The sequence below is a fragment of the Neisseria sp. KEM232 genome, assembly GCF_002237445.1.
Lineage (GTDB): Bacteria > Pseudomonadota > Gammaproteobacteria > Burkholderiales > Neisseriaceae > Neisseria.
Genome location: NZ_CP022527.1, coordinates 950941 through 965176 on the forward strand (window position 1 = coordinate 950941; position 14236 = coordinate 965176).

Sequence of the window (14236 nt, forward strand, 5' to 3'; positions counted from 1 at the left end):
TGAAAACCGAAAAACGGGTTTCAGACGGCCTTGATGATGCTCCGCCGACGCGCCGCGCGATAAAGGTTTGAGGCCGTCTGAAACAGCGGCGGCAGTCGAACGGCAGCACGGTTTGCGTTTTCAGACGGCCTGATGCCTTTTGCTCAGCCGTTTTGCTGTTGCGCCGTCCACACCAAATCGCACAGGCCGTCTTGCGGGTTGAAGGCGGTGGGGGCGGCGAGCAGGAGGCGGCGGATTTCGGGCTGGTCGCCGCGGTCGCAGGCGGCGGCGATTTGGTCGAGCAAAACGGAGAGCTGCGGCCAGGGCAGCATGGTTTCGCTGGCGGTGAGGATGCGCGGGTGGCCGGTGGGGGCGGCGTTGTCGCCGATCAGCAGCTCTTCGTAGAGTTTTTCGCCCGGGCGCAGGCCGGTAATGCGGATTTCGATGTCGCCCTGCGGGTGGGTATCGTCTTTCACTTCGAGGCCGGAGAGGCGGATCATTTGGCGGGCGAGGTCGATGATTTTGACGGATTCTCCCATGTCGAGCACGAACACGTCGCCGCCTTTGCCCATCGCGCCGGCCTGGATAACGAGCTGGGCGGCTTCGGGGATGGTCATGAAATAGCGGGTGATGTCGGGATGGGTGAGGGTGACGGGGCCGCCTGCGGCGATTTGTTTTTCAAAGGCGGGGACGACGGAGCCGGACGAGCCGAGCACGTTGCCGAAGCGCACCATACAAAAACGGGTGTGGCAGGCGGGTTCGGCGGCGAGCGCCTGTAAGACGAGTTCGGCCATGCGTTTGCTCGCGCCCATGGTGTTGGTGGGGCGCACGGCTTTGTCGGTGGAAATCAGGACGAAGGTGGAGACGCCGCTTTCTTGTGCGGCTCGGGCGCAGGCGAGTGTGCCGAAAAGGTTGTTGCGCACGCCTTCGACGGTATTGAGGGCAACCATGGGGACGTGTTTGTAGGCGGCGGCGTGGTAGATGGTGTCGACATCGAAGGCGGACATGACGCTTTTCAGACGGCCTTCGTCCTGCACCGAGCCTAAAAGCGGCAGGATTTCGCAGCCGCCGCCGTGCTGCTGCCGCCATTCGGCCAGCTCGCGTTCGATGGTGTAGAGGGAAAATTCCGACAGTTCGAACAGCACCAGCCGCGAGGGCGCGAGGGCGATAATCTGGCGGCACAGCTCCGAGCCGATAGAGCCGCCCGCGCCCGTTACCATCACGCTCTTGCCCGCGATGTCGCGCGCCATCAGGTCGGGGAGCGGGGCGACGGGTTCGCGTCCCAAAAGGTCGGCGGCGGAGATTTTTTTCAATACGCCGGTGTGGATGCGTCCGTCAACCAAGTCTTTCATGCCGGGAATGGCGAGTACTTCGCAGGGATAGGCTTCGAGGCGGCGCAGGATGTCACGCCGCTGTTGTGCGCCCGCGCTGGGGATGGCGAGGAGGATTTTGCGGATGCCGTATTGTCTGATCAGCCGTTCGATTTCTGCGGGGGCGAACACGGGCAGGTCGCTGACGGTGGTGTTTTGCAGGCGCGGATTGTCGTCGACAAAGGCGGCGGGGCGGTATTCGTGTACCTGTCGCACCGCTTCGGCCAGCTGCCGCCCCGACTGTCCCGCGCCGTAGATAATCACCGCCGCCGCGCCGTGGCGCTCGCTGCGTTCGGTGAGCACCAGCCGCAGCAGCAGGCGCGAACCGGCAATCAGCACCACCATCAGAAAGAAAAACACCACGGGCAGGGCAAGGCGCAGCTGGCGCTCGAACAGCAGCACGCTGAAAAAAAACGCCAGCATGGAGGCGAAGCTGCCGAACAGGGCGACGGCGAGAATGCGCAGGCTGATGTAGCGCGTCACCGCGCGGTAAAGCCCCAGCCGTACGAAGAGCACGACGGTGAAGGCGGTGGTGGCGGCCAGCGCATACCAGTTGGCGGGGTCGGCCCATTCGTTGTCGTAATCGGCTTTCAGGCTTTGGGTAAACCAGAAGGCGCAGAAAACCAGCAGGATGTCGTGGACGACAAACAGCAGTTTTTTCACATTGCGCGGCAGCGCCAGCAGGGTTTCGAGCATCATTCGGGAAAGGTGTCGGAAAGAAATGACGGACAGGCCGTCTGAAAACAGGGTTGCGGCAAAGCGGGCAAAACGTGTTTCAGACGGCCTGCATTATAGCGCGGCGCCGCTTGCATCTGCGGCGTGGGAGGCCGTCTGAAAACGTGGCGGAACGGGATGCGGGCAGGCGCATTTGTGTCTTTCGGCTGCCCCGTTTTCGCCATGCGGCGTTCGGTTGGTTTTGAAGTCGGCCTCCAAGCTTCAGACGGCCTCCAAGTTATCGGTGAAAGACAGCGCATGCTGCCGATACCCGAAGCGCCGCGGGCGGCGGCAAGACACAAAAAACCCGCCCAAAGGACGGGTTCGCTGCATACTGTCTGCCGTTTACGCTTCTTCCGCGCCGGTGTAGGGGCGCACGCTCACGGTTTTGCGGTTCAAACGGCCTTTGACGGCGAATTCCACATAGCCGTCCACTTTGGCGAACAGAGTGTGGTCTTTGCCCATGCCGACGTTGTCGCCTGCGTGGAATTTGGTGCCGCGCTGGCGCACGATGATGGAACCTGCGGGAATCAGCTCGTTGCCGTAGGCTTTCACGCCCAAGCGTTTGGCTTCGGAATCGCGGCCGTTGCGGGTACTGCCGCCTGCTTTTTTACTTGCCATGTTGGATACTCCTGACTTGGATTAGAAATTAGGCGATGGCCACGATTTCGATTTGGGTGAAATTCTGGCGGTGGCCCTGGCGTTTCTGGTAGTGTTTGCGGCGGCGCATTTTGAAAATGCGGATTTTCTCGCCGCGGCCGTGTGCCACTACTTTGGCCGTTACTTTCGCGCCTTCGATAAAGGGCGCGCCTACTTTTACAGATTCGCCGTCAGCAATCATCAAAACTTCGGTCAGTTCGATTTGGCTGTCGAGTTCGGCAGGTATCTGTTCTACTTTCAATTTTTCGCCAACGGCAACTTTGTATTGTTTGCCGCCGGTTTTTACGACCGCGTACATACTCAACTCCATAAATGGGATTTCGGTTAAACAAAAATTCCGCGCACCATGCGCGAAACGGCGCATTCTAGGGACAAGTGTCTGTTTTGTCAAACCGTATGCCGCATATATGGCCGCCTGCCCACGCAACATCCCGTTTTTCAGATGGCCTTTGTGCTATAATCCCACGCTTTCTGACTTCTGCCCGCCGCGCAGCAACCCTTCCGCCGCCGATACCGCCATGCTCGAACATCTGCCCTATTTCCAACAAAACCTTGCCGCCGACCTTGGCCGCGTCAATCAGGTGGTCGAACGCGCGGTACAGTCGGAAGTCGCCCTGATTTCGCAGATAGGCAACTATATCATCGGCGCGGGCGGCAAGCGTTTGCGGCCGATTATCACCATTTTGGCAGGCAAATCGCTGGGCTACGACGACGACAAACTCTACTCCCTCGCCGCGATGGTGGAATTCATCCACACCTCCACCCTGCTGCACGACGATGTGGTCGACGAAAGCGATATGCGGCGCGGCCGCGAAACGGCCAACAACCTGTTCGGCAACGCCGCCGCCGTTTTGGTAGGCGACTTCTTATATACCCGCGCCTTCCAACTGATGGTCGGCTCGGGCAGCATGCGCATCCTCGAAGTCATGGCCGATGCCACCAACATCATTGCCGAAGGCGAAGTAATGCAGCTAATGAATATCGGCAACACCGACATCAGCGAAGAAGAATACGTCCGCGTCATCCAATACAAAACCGCCAAGCTGTTCGAGGCCGCCGCCCAAGTCGGCGCGATACTGGCAGGCGCGACGCCGCAGCAGGAAGCCGCCCTGCGCGACTACGGCATGTATGTCGGCACCGCCTTCCAAATCGTCGACGACATTCTCGACTATTGCGGCGACCCGGCCGAAATCGGCAAAAACGTCGGCGACGACCTGGCCGAAGGCAAACCCACCCTGCCGCTGATTTACCTGATGCGCCAAGGCAGCCCCGAAGCCGCACAGGACGTGCGTGACGCCCTGCAAAACGCCGACCGCAGCCGCTTCGCGCAAATCCATGCCCACGTCGCCACCTCCGACGCGCTCGCCTACGCCGCGCAGCAGGCACGCAAAGCGGTAGACCAAGCCCTCGCCTGCCTGCAAAACCTGCCCGACAACGAAGTAAGCCGCGCCATGCGCCAACTGGCCGAAGAATCATTAGCGCGCGTGTCGTAAGCAACTGTTTTCCAAAATTGATTTTCCACACCTCGCCGTAGTTCAACGGATAGAACGTATGCCTCCTAAGCGTAAAATACAGGTTCGATTCCTGTCGGCGAGGCCAAGTCCAAACGGGCGCACTTACGGGGGCGCCCGTTTTCCCGCACCAGGCCGTCTGAAAACGCAGTTTCAACAAAGTCAAAGCATACTTCCAACCAAACCGCCCTACCACCCCGCTTTCAGACGGCCTTTTCTCCACCGCCGTTTTCCCTTACATTATCCCTTTCCCAATCCGTCGGAAACACCATGAAAACCCTTATTACCGCCCTCGCCTTGCTACCCGCCCTTGCCGCCGCCGCGCCGTCCTCCTCGCCCAACAACGAAATCACCCGTCCCGCCGATCTCTCCGCCCTTACCGCGCCGCACAGCGGCTACACTTTCCAAACATTAGCCTTCCAAGACCAAAACGGCCGAGCCTACCGCGTTTTCCTCGGCATTCCCGACAGCCCGCCGCCCGCCGCAGGCTATCCCGTCCTCTACGCCCTCGACGGAAACGCCCTGCCCGAATACCTCGCTGCCCCCGCATTGCAGGACTTGTCCGCCAATCCACCCGTGCTGGTGCTGATCGGTTACCCGACCGATCTGCGCTTCGACACCACCCGCCGCGCCTACGACTACACCCCGCCCGACTTGTCCGGCAACAGTCTGCCCGACCAGCTGATGGACGGACGGCGCAACGGCGGCGCGCCCGCCCTGCTCGAACTTATCGACGGCAAAATCCGCCCCGCCGTCGAACGCGCCGCCCATACCGACCCCGCGCGGCAAGCCCTGTGGGGCCACTCCTACGGCGGCCTGTTCGTTCTCTACACCCTGTTCCAACGGCCGCAAACCTTCACCCGCTACATCGCCGCCGACCCCGCCCTGTGGTGGCAAAACGGCCTGATGCTGCGCTACGCCGAACGCGCCGCCGCCAAAGCAGATGCTTATTCCGGCCGCAGCCTGTTGCTGGAGAAAAGCGGCAAAGCACACCACAAACAACCCGCCGACGCCAAACAGGCCGACATGCTGGCCAAACGCGCCGCCGTCATCGCCTCCGTACCCGCCGATGCGGGGGAAAAACTCGTCGCCAAGCTGCGCGGACAAGGGCTGGCCGCCGAATACCGTCATTATCCCGACCTCACCCACGGCGGCCTGCTCGGCATATCCTTCAAGCAAGCCCTACCCGCCGCCGCACGCTGAAACACCCCGGCCGTCTGAATATATTGGAGCACATACCGCAGATACTTGTTCTTCCGTATAACAAACCATCCGCATAGCAAGCGCTTTACCGCGTTGCACATAAAAAGGTCGTCTGAAAGTTTTAACTTCGTTGAAGCTTCGCTTTCAGACGGCCTCTATTATCGATTCGACGATGGCAGCGGCTGCGGCGCAGCCGTCGCCCGCAGAATGCTGGAATACGAAGAGCTATACAAAAAACGCCTAGAAAAACATAAAAAAATTATTCAAAAACAGGTCGAAATCAATCACGGACAAATCATCCGACATCACGAAATTCAACAATTCTTCCATAACCTTCATCTCGCTTTTATTCATATGCTCTCCTCTCAAGCTTCAGAAAGAGCCTTGTCTGCATTCAACGATACGGTGGTGGCAAATACCTCTATCGAAAAATTGAAAAAAGTTGAATGGATGATGAGTTCAGAAATGCATAAGGAATATGAAGAAACGCTTCCACTTTTGAAGAACGAAATGAATGCCAGCAAACATGCGTTTTGGCATAAAAAATCACCGGAAGAACAAGAAAAATTTGCCAAAATATTTAAACAAAACAAGGTTGTGATTAATGCAATGGCCAAAAATGAAGACGGATGAAATTTCATTCAAAAAATTCTGAAAAGCCATCCCGATAAACGGATTGACCTGAGCAAATTGAAACCCGGACAAACAATTCCTGACCTTTTATATGAACAGCTTGGAGAAGATTCACTGTATGTCATGTTTGATTTGGCTGAAGAGCTCAAAAACAGTAAATCTCTTGATAAATCTAGGGGTGTTGACATTCAAGCCAGCCTTAAAACCGTAGCAGCCAGATAAATGTTGGCAGCAAAAGATTCATCCGTCTTTTCACAACGCATCGCAATCTTTTTAAACTCCTTTATCCGGCAGAAAAAGTTTTCAATCAGATGCCGCCATTTGTATTTCCCACGGTCATAACACCTCTCCGTGTTACGACCTTTGCGTGGGGGGATAACGGGCTCGATACCCTTTTGTGTCAATTCCTTAATCAGCCAGTCTGCATCAAAGGCTTTGTCGGCAAACAGTGCACCAAAGCTTTTATCCTTAATCAGTGATAGGACGCCGCAAATGTCGTTGCGCTGTCCGGGCAGCAGTTCTATACGGATTGTTTGAGCAGCTATGATGTGTTGGATGTAAGCGGATTTACCCACCACCGCATTAATCACAGCAAGCTGTTTGCCGACAGACAGAACCATATCAACGGCATTGAAAATTTCTGGAATCAGGCAAAGCGCGTACTGCGCAAATACAATGGAATCGACCGTAAATCTTTCCCGCTTTTCTTGAAAGAATGCGAGTTCCGTTTTAACTTTGGCACACCCTCCGAGCAGCTTAAAGTGCTGCGTCGGTGGTGTGAAATTTAGGGCTTATCTAGTACAGCCCCAATATTAATGCTGTCAGTAAAGAAAAATTTACCAATCAAATTCTCCTTTATTCTGTAAGTAATTTTCAAGATCTGCCAATCTATATCCCAATCTAAATACTTCTTCAATATTGTATTTATCAGATTGAATTGTTGCGGAGTTTAGTGAATCTTCAATTTCATTAATTATTTGAAATTTCACATTGGATGTAGGATCCAAGTTATACATTTCTACTGCTTTTTCTAGTATATCTAAATCCATAACTAAAACTTTAAACTCTAATTTTTTATTAATCATTTCTTAACTCCATTAATTAATGTTAATCTTAGATTTGGGAACATTGTTTGGAATTGCTGTATTACATGAGTGCATGATGTGCAATAAGGATATTCAGAAACAATAGTTAAATGTCCGTATACTTGGTGATAAACATGGCCCGGTTTTCCACCTAATTTATAAGCAAGATCATTTAACATTCTGTATTCACTATCTGTATGGCGTAGCCAAGCATTACCATTTTTTCCTTTAACTTCTGTCGCGGTAAATATTTTAGGTTCATTTGTAACTCTATCTAAAGACGAACTCCTCCATATTTTATTTGCATTTACTGACCTACCATTTATTATTCCTTCTAAATAACTTAAATTTCCTCCTCTTATCTTAAATTTTGTGCGATACTCTACAAGTTTAGCTGCTGCTTTTGCTATTTCTTCAGTCGAAGGGCCACCTATTTTACTTATTAATGATGGAATTGGTTTTAAAGCTGTTGGAGGAACATATTTATCAACAGACTTTGAGAGTTCTCTATTTAATTGTTTTATTAGGTCAACACGATTAAGTTTTTTTGCAGCCTGCTTAATTTTTACTAAGTATTTTACAATTGGCTTTGACGAAGGAATAAATTCTATTGCATTAGTTGGAAATAAAGTTTCATTTGTTGCATAAAGTATGGCAAAAAATTCCGTTTCTGCATCACTTAGTTCTTTTCCTTGTTTGTTTTCTAAATAAACTCTAATTTTTTCTTGAGTATCCTTTAGATGATTAATTTCTGTTAGCTCAAGAAAACTTCCCAAGCCTTCAATGGAGCTTTTTACCAAAATTATTTGGTTCTTAGCATTTTCCCCTGTTTTATCATTAATAAGCTCATCAAATTCAATCGGATTAGTTTCTCGAAATCCATTATTCTCTACCGCATTCTGCCCAAGCACGCCCCCTACCTGCGCATTGAACAGGGCGTTGGTGTTTGTGCGGATTGTGCCGCTGCCTTTCAGACTGCCTCCGGCCGCACCCACCACCGAAGCAAGCGCCCCGGTCTGCGCTTTAATCTCTTCTTTAATGTGCTCGGGCAGAAGATTGGGATTGAATTTCCCCGTTGTCGGGTCAATCGCGGTATGGCCGTCGTCGTATTGTCCGGCCAGATACCCGGCTGCGCGTTCGGCAGCAACGGCAGCGCTGCCGCCGGCAAGCGGGTCGGCGCCGTTGGCGTAGGCCAAGGCCGCGCCGAGCATAAAGTGGCCGATTGCTTGCGCGGCTTCGTTTTTGTTTTCACCGTGGCCGAAGCGCTTGCCGATGGCGGCTGCAGCATACGGCGCCAACGTATTGGCCGCCAGCTGCAGATCCCCCTGGCCGCCCAATGCGCCGGTAATCAGGGTTTCGGCGGCGCTAAGCGCACGGCTTTTGCTGCCGCCAAGGGGGCAGGCTGCCTGCGATGTAAACACACAGCAACTTAATCCTAAACTCTATTCGTCATTCACAAGCGGCGGCAAACCCAAAGTATCTGTTTGGCCGGTGTAGTAATCCACCCAGTTTTGCAAGTATTCGTAGGGGAAGTCCAAATCGTAGGTACGCATAAAGTCGAAGGGATCTTGGTATTCGCCTTCAGGCAGCGGCGCATAGGCAATGGCTTCTTTGGGGGCGATTTCATGGTCAATACCCAGATCAAAGCCGTGAATTGCGGCAATTTTGGCGTACATCACGATTTGCGGCTGCAAGAAGAAATCGAAATAGCTGAGGGTTTCTTTGGCTGCCTGACGGGCGCGTTTTTTTTCAAACAAAGGATCGAGCGCCTGCCGCATAGCAGCAGGATCTTGGCGGGCGAAGGCCAGGAAGAAGAGGAAGTCTTCGCACCGCAGTTGCAGCCATTTGCTTTGCTGTTGGTTTTCGAGCACATTCAGGCTGCGCCGTTCCAAGCGTTCCAACTGCGTGCCTTCCAGCATCAGCAGGGTGTTGTACTTCAACTGGCGGTTCAAATCGTAGCGGTCGGCAAACTCTTCGGTATCGTTGCTGATTAAATCGATATTGCGCAGCAGGAAGGAGCGGATTTTGGGGCTGTCGCTCATCAGCATCACAAACAGCGGGTTGGCCACATTGGGGGTTTCGGCACACAGGAAAAACGGCTCGGGATAACTCCAGCCCATACTGCTTAAGATTTCGAGCTTGCCCAGCTGGTAGGCATAGCGCTTGAATTTGGGCAGGTCGCGCTCCGCCCACAATGCGTGGGCGCAGGCCGCATACACCCTCCGTTGCAAATTCGACATGGCTGCAAAGGGGGAGCCTTTGCGCTCGTCAATATACGACAGATGATATGCAATATCAGGATCGCCTTTACCCGAAAGGTATTGGTTGAAACTTTCGGCATATTCGATGACGATGCTGCTGATATGGTCGTACCATTTTTTACTGCACATAAAACTCATGTTGGTTTACCTCTTCGGTTTGTTTATTTGTTGAGTGGGGAAGTATAAGGGAACAAGAGTAATTTTTCCTGTGTTTCTGTCAATGCCCATCACGGTTCTATGCAATGTCTGATTACCCATTGCTTTTTCTAAGACAGGAATAGTCGGGTCATTTTTTGGCAATTTGCCGATAACGGTTTGTATCCAATTGTCACTCATTTGCATATGCCCGCCTGCCGCACTGGGGATCAGATGCATGGCATTTTTCACGATCTGTTTGCTGTCCCCCAAAACAACCTGTCCGGTGGGTGTGACAAAAACATGGTCAAAGCCGTTGTTGCTGCCGTATTTGCCGCCGGGAATGACCCGCCAGCCCATTTCTTTTGCCCAAGCGTTAACCACTTGCTCGGTCAGCTTTCCGTCTTTATCCAAACCCTGTTTGATCTTATCCACCGTTTTCTGCTGTGATTTGGGCGCATCTAATGAAATCCCGTTTCCAATAGGTTTGCTGCCTATACGGCCTCGATTAGTAGGGGTTGCAGTAGTTGGGGGTGGGATATTTTTGAGTCTGTTAACTTTATCTAGTATTGCCCGAAGATTTTTATAATTTCGTTCGGTATCTTGACGTATGACCCCCACTCCATTGACATTTTCCATTACTTCTATCAATGGAACATTGATACCATGTTCTTTAAGCAGGTATTTGCGGGCTTCTTCATTCCAATGATCCTTCCTTGCTCTGGATACTTTTTGGGCTTCGGCAGCAATAGCTGGGACATTTCCCAGGAGACCAAAAAAATCCATTGCATAGACTGAGTTTTCTAATGTTGCGGCTCTACTCTGCATCCGCGTAACAGCAGAAGTATTATTCCCTGCAGCATTATTCTCCACCGCATTCTGCCCGACCGTCCCGGCAACCTGCGCATCAAACAACGCTCCGTTGCCGCCGTTCGTGCCGTTCAGGCTGCCTCCGGCCGCACCGACCACCGAAGCAAGCGCCCCGGTCTGCGCTTTGATCTCTTCCTTAATGTGTTCGGGCAGAAGATTGGAATTGAATTTCCCCGTTATCGGGTCAATCGCGGTATGGCCGTCATCGTATTGTCCGGCCAGGTATTCGGCTGCGCGTTCGGCGGCAACGGCAGCGCTGCCGCCGGCAAGCGGGTCGGCGCCGTTGGCGTAGGCCAAGGCCGCGCCGAGCATAAAGTGGCCGATTGCTTGCGCGGCTTCGTTTTTGTGTTCACCGTGGCCGAAGCGCTTGCCGATGGCGGCTGCAGCATACGGCGCCAAAGTATTGGCCGCCAGCTGCAGATCCCCCTGGCCGCCCAATGCGCCGGTAATCAGGGTTTCGGCGGCGCTAAGCGCACGGCTTTTGCTGCCGCCTACGCCCCAGCTTCGGGCTTCTTGGTAGGCTTGGGCGTAGGCGGGGGAATGGGCCAGCATCTCCTGCTGCCGTTGTGCGTCGCTTAGGCTGAGGTAGTGTTCGTAGCTGCCGTCGTTACGCTCTTTCAGGCTGCCTTCGTAAGCGGCCTGTTGTTTTTCCAGCTCTTCGGCTGCCGCTTTGGCACGGTTGCCCCTATAGGTGCCGACGGCACTGTGGATGGCGGTAGTCGATTGGGCAATGATTTGCTGTTTGTCGAGTAGGTTTTGCAGATCGGGAACGCTGTCGGCACCGTGATGGGCAGTGGCCGAATCGGTATGGATGCCGAGAGCGCGGGCGCTGGTTTTTTTGCCGCCGATGGTGATGTTGCCTTCGCTGAGTACCGAGCGGGTATAGCCTTGGCTGTCGCCGCTTTCATGCTGCGGCAGGGTGGGGCTGTAGTTGAGGCCTTTGTTCATGTTCTGGCCGGCGGTTTGGGACGCACGGCCGAAGGCGCTTTGATTGAAGCCGTCGCTGCCTTTCAGGCTGCCGCCATAACCGGCACCGATGCCCATGCTGCTGGCGCTGTAGCTGCTTTCGTTGCGGATGTCTTCAAAGCTGAAACTGCGGGCGGTGAGTTCGTTGTGGTCTTTGTCTGCGGCAGAAGCGATGGCGCCGCCTTTGAGCCGGACACCGTCGGCTGTGATGTGATAACCGCCTTCGCCGGCAAAGAGACCGCTCTGGCTGCCGACGCTGCGGCTGTGGCCGCTGGCTTTGCTTTGGTTGTAGTTGCCGGATACGCTCCATGCGGTACCGAGCGCGACTTGGGCGCGGATGCCGCCGCCGCTTTGTTTGCTCTCCTGTTCGACAGTGTCCTGCGGGCTTTCGATGTGCAGTGTGCCGCCGACTTCAGCGTCGATGCGTTTTGCATGGGCTTGGGCACCGTTCAGCACGGTATTGCCCTTGCTGCTGAGCTGCAGTTTGTCCGATTGCAGCAGGGTGTTTTGATGGGTTTGGCTGTCCGAACGGTTTTTGCCTTTGCCGTAGGCGGCTTCGGCATAGATATAGACGCCGGTTTGGGCACCAACGGAAACGCCGACGCCGACTTGTACGCCGGCATTGCGGTTTTTGCCGTCCTGATGTTGGCTGTCTTGGGCCGACTGCAGCCGGATATCGCGCGCGGAATCGAGGCGAATGGTGTCGCCCGCAGTAATGTTGCTGCCTTGGACGGTAATGTCGCCCGCGCGGCTGCGGATATTGATGTCGCCGCCGGCTTTCAGGCTGCTTTCGCGGCTTTGGCGGTAGTTTTGGTTTTGTTCCTTGCTGGCGGTTTTAAAGCCGAAGCCGGCTTCGACGGACAAGAGGACGGCGCCTTGCTGGCCGGTTTGGTTTTTGACGGCGTCGGCCACTTTGCCGACGCCATCGGCCAGCTGGTAGGCTTGGGCGCCGGCGGCTAGACCCTGCAGGGCGCGGGTGCGGTCGTCGGCTTTGCTTTTGGCAGCACCTTCGGCAGCGTTGACCAAATCAATCAGCGGCGAGGAGATTTTGGCGAAGGTGCCGATTTTAAGGTCGCGCTCGCTTTGGCGGCTGCGGCCGTGATTGTCGGCGGTGCGGATATCGACGCTTTGAGCGGCAATGTCAATATCGCGGGCAGCGGCAACATCACTGCCGGTTTGGCGGTAGGCGCCACCGGCGTCGATGCGAACGCTGCCTTTCAGGCTGCCGATTTGGCTCTTGGCCTGCAGGGTTTCTTCGCCTTCGTTCTCGCGGCGGTTTTTCATCCAGCCGCTAAAGTGCTCGGTGTCGGAAATAACGGCACTGCCGATGCCGGAAGAAACTTGGCGCTCGCTCTGGCTTTGGCGGTGTTCGGCGGCGCGGATGTCGATGTTGCCGCCGGCTTTAAGCAGCAGGTCGTCTTGGGAGACCAGACTGCTGCCGCTGACGGCGATATTGCCTTTTTCGGCAAGCAGACGGGTTTTACCGCCCACGGACAGGGTGCTGCCGCTGATGCTGCCGATCTCACCCGCAGCCTGCCCCTGATCGTTAAAGGTGCCGAAGGGGGTGATATGGTCGCGGTTGTCGATGGAGAAACCGCTGCGCTTGCTGCTGCCGGTTTGCCGGCGGCTGTCGGCCGCGGCCAGCAGCCGGATGTCGTCGCGGGCATACAGCAGGGCATCGCCTTCGGCGGCGATCTGTGCGCCTCTGGCTTCGATGCTGCCTTCGGTGGCACGGATGCTGAGATGGCGGCCGGCTGTCAGCGAGCTGCCGACGGCTTCGGCGCTGCTGCCATCCTGCACCTGCGTGCTGCGGCTGCGGCCGCCGCTGATGACAACGGGTGTACCCGCCGCCTGGCTGGCTTTGGCGGAGGCGCTGCTGCGCTGCATCCAGTTGCCGACAATACTGTCGCTGTAACCGCCGCCCTGCATGGCTTTGACCCAGGCATTTTTGCCGGCGGTATAGGGGTCGTAAGTGATGCCGACCGAGAAGCCGCTCTGTTTGTGCTGCGCTTCGCTGTGCCGCTCGTTCTGCTTGTAGGCTTCGCCAAGGGAAACTTCGCGCCCCTGCAGCTGCAGATCGCCGCCGGCATACAGCTGTGCGGCTTCGGTAGTCAGTTTGCCGCCCGCCACTACGGTGGTGTTGCCTTTCAGGCTGCCTATCTGCGAGGAGGTTACGGCAGACGATACGCTGTTTTGTTGCAGGTTTTCTTGGGTCTTGCCGTAACCGGCCATCGCCACGCCGTTTTTCAGGCTGCCGGTGAGGCCGGACTTTTTGCGCTCGTGGTTTTCCCAATCTTGGTAGCGGTTCTCGGCCGCTTCGATGCTGACCCCGCCCCGGGCGGTAACCATGGTCTGGTCGTCGCTGATGACTTGGCTGCCGCGGATGTGGGTGTCGCCGCCGGAATCCGTTCTGACTTCGCGGCCGGTAATCACGCTGCCGGCTGCTTCGTCGTGTTGGCGCCGGTATTGGTCCAGCCGGCTTTTGCTGCCGACCAAACCGCGCTCTTTGCTGTAGGTCGATTCGTCCAGATCCAGGGTGCGGCGGCCTTCGCTGATGTCAATATTGCCGCGGGCGGCCAGGGTGGTGCGGCCGTTTTGGCTGTCGATTTGGCCTTGGCGGATGCTGAGGTCTTTGCCGGCGGATACGGTGATGTTGCCAAGCGCTTCGATGCGGCTGCCTTCTTCGGCGCTTTGGTGGACGTGGCGGTGGTTTTTGTCGCTGAGACTGCCGTAGCTTTCGTGGCTTTCGGTGCGGACGGTGCCGAGTGTGACGCTGCCTTGGTGGGAAACGACTTGGGTATGGCCGTCGCGGGCGCGGTTGGCCAGGCGGGCGCCGTTCAGTTTGATGT

At 55.4% G+C, this 14236-nt stretch carries 12 protein-coding genes, 1 tRNA gene and 1 pseudogene; 5 read left to right on the forward strand and 9 right to left on the reverse strand.

The genetic code is table 11. The annotated features are described in order from the left end of the window. Positions 1-143: 143 nt before the first annotated feature. The 4 genes from CGZ77_RS04705 to rplU all read right to left on the reverse strand — a co-directional run bounded on the left by CGZ77_RS04705 (position 144) and on the right by rplU (position 3021). Positions 144-2048: a nucleoside-diphosphate sugar epimerase/dehydratase gene (locus CGZ77_RS04705; RefSeq protein WP_009426980.1), complete on the reverse strand. Its 1905-nt coding sequence runs from the start codon at positions 2046-2048 to the stop codon at positions 144-146. Further along, complete coding sequence (locus CGZ77_RS04710; protein WP_009426979.1) at positions 2045-2248, reverse strand: hypothetical protein; 204 nt, start codon at positions 2246-2248, stop codon at positions 2045-2047. The genes CGZ77_RS04705 and CGZ77_RS04710 overlap by 4 nt, the downstream gene beginning before the upstream one ends. Positions 2249-2408: 160 nt before the next feature. Beyond that, positions 2409-2684, reverse strand: coding sequence for a 50S ribosomal protein L27 (gene rpmA, locus CGZ77_RS04715; RefSeq protein ID WP_009426977.1), 276 nt, complete (start codon positions 2682-2684; stop codon positions 2409-2411). A 28-nt stretch (positions 2685-2712) separates the two neighbouring features. After that, positions 2713-3021 (reverse strand): 50S ribosomal protein L21, encoded by a 309-nt coding sequence (gene rplU, locus CGZ77_RS04720; protein ID WP_009117569.1) that lies wholly within the window; start codon positions 3019-3021, stop codon positions 2713-2715. 220 nt (positions 3022-3241) lie between these two features. Between rplU and CGZ77_RS04725 the strand changes: the two genes are divergently transcribed. The 4 genes from CGZ77_RS04725 (at position 3242) to CGZ77_RS12020 (ending at position 6070) form a co-directional block, all read left to right on the forward strand. Beyond that, positions 3242-4216 carry a polyprenyl synthetase family protein gene (locus tag CGZ77_RS04725; RefSeq protein WP_009426975.1) on the forward strand — a complete coding sequence of 325 codons (975 nt, stop codon included), beginning with the start codon at positions 3242-3244 and terminating at the stop codon, positions 4214-4216. 31 nt (positions 4217-4247) lie between these two features. Then, a tRNA-Arg gene (locus CGZ77_RS04730) sits at positions 4248-4322 on the forward strand. 182 nt (positions 4323-4504) lie between these two features. Beyond that, positions 4505-5437, forward strand: a complete 933-nt coding sequence (locus CGZ77_RS04735; protein WP_009426974.1) for an alpha/beta hydrolase — start codon at positions 4505-4507, stop codon at positions 5435-5437. 45 nt (positions 5438-5482) lie between these two features. Then, complete coding sequence (locus CGZ77_RS12020) at positions 5483-6070, forward strand: hypothetical protein (RefSeq protein ID WP_157697513.1); 588 nt, start codon at positions 5483-5485, stop codon at positions 6068-6070. Between the two features lie 188 nt (positions 6071-6258). Here CGZ77_RS12020 and CGZ77_RS04745 read toward each other — a convergent pair whose 3' ends face one another. Beyond that, entirely contained in the window at positions 6259-6690 is a 432-nt protein-coding gene (locus tag CGZ77_RS04745) for a transposase (RefSeq protein WP_094030980.1), read from the reverse strand. Between CGZ77_RS04745 and CGZ77_RS04750 the strand changes: the two are divergent. Further along, a pseudogene (locus tag CGZ77_RS04750) lies at positions 6592-6858 on the forward strand (transposase); the annotation flags it as partial. The gene CGZ77_RS04745 and the pseudogene CGZ77_RS04750 sit on opposite strands and share 99 nt — an antisense overlap. Before the next feature lie 48 nt (positions 6859-6906). Here the strand turns inward: CGZ77_RS04750 and CGZ77_RS04755 are convergent. Genes CGZ77_RS04755 through CGZ77_RS12745 form a run of 4 tightly spaced genes read right to left on the reverse strand, consistent with a single transcriptional unit; the run spans position 6907 to position 14057 of the window. Further along, the gene (locus tag CGZ77_RS04755) at positions 6907-7155 is read right to left on the reverse strand and encodes a hypothetical protein (RefSeq protein ID WP_009426184.1); all 249 of its coding nucleotides are present in this window, start codon (positions 7153-7155) and stop codon (positions 6907-6909) included. Beyond that, positions 7152-8576 (reverse strand): deaminase domain-containing protein, encoded by a 1425-nt coding sequence (locus tag CGZ77_RS12255; RefSeq protein WP_198344881.1) that lies wholly within the window; start codon positions 8574-8576, stop codon positions 7152-7154. The genes CGZ77_RS04755 and CGZ77_RS12255 overlap by 4 nt, the downstream gene beginning before the upstream one ends. A 21-nt stretch (positions 8577-8597) precedes the next feature. Then, a complete protein-coding gene (locus CGZ77_RS04770; RefSeq protein ID WP_009425201.1) occupies positions 8598-9554 on the reverse strand; it encodes an Imm49 family immunity protein in 957 nt (318 codons plus the stop codon). A gap of 6 nt (positions 9555-9560) precedes the next feature. Then, complete coding sequence (locus CGZ77_RS12745) at positions 9561-14057, reverse strand: hemagglutinin repeat-containing protein (RefSeq protein ID WP_369830586.1); 4497 nt, start codon at positions 14055-14057, stop codon at positions 9561-9563. Between the last annotated feature and the right edge of the window lie 179 nt (positions 14058-14236).

Excerpts from the sequence above, each read along its gene's own strand:
- CGZ77_RS04705 (WP_009426980.1), bottom strand. The coding sequence starts at position 2,048 with ATGATGCTCGAAACCCTGCTGGCGCTGCCGCGCAATGTGAAAAAACTG.
- CGZ77_RS04710 (WP_009426979.1), bottom strand. The coding sequence starts at position 2,248 with ATGGCGAAAACGGGGCAGCCGAAAGACACAAATGCGCCTGCCCGCATC.
- rpmA (WP_009426977.1), bottom strand. The coding sequence starts at position 2,684 with ATGGCAAGTAAAAAAGCAGGCGGCAGTACCCGCAACGGCCGCGATTCC.
- rplU (WP_009117569.1), bottom strand. The coding sequence starts at position 3,021 with ATGTACGCGGTCGTAAAAACCGGCGGCAAACAATACAAAGTTGCCGTT.
- CGZ77_RS04725 (WP_009426975.1), top strand. The coding sequence starts at position 3,242 with ATGCTCGAACATCTGCCCTATTTCCAACAAAACCTTGCCGCCGACCTT.
- CGZ77_RS04735 (WP_009426974.1), top strand. The coding sequence starts at position 4,505 with ATGAAAACCCTTATTACCGCCCTCGCCTTGCTACCCGCCCTTGCCGCC.
- CGZ77_RS04745 (WP_094030980.1), bottom strand. The coding sequence starts at position 6,690 with ATGGTTCTGTCTGTCGGCAAACAGCTTGCTGTGATTAATGCGGTGGTG.
- CGZ77_RS04755 (WP_009426184.1), bottom strand. The coding sequence starts at position 7,155 with ATGATTAATAAAAAATTAGAGTTTAAAGTTTTAGTTATGGATTTAGAT.
- CGZ77_RS04770 (WP_009425201.1), bottom strand. The coding sequence starts at position 9,554 with ATGAGTTTTATGTGCAGTAAAAAATGGTACGACCATATCAGCAGCATC.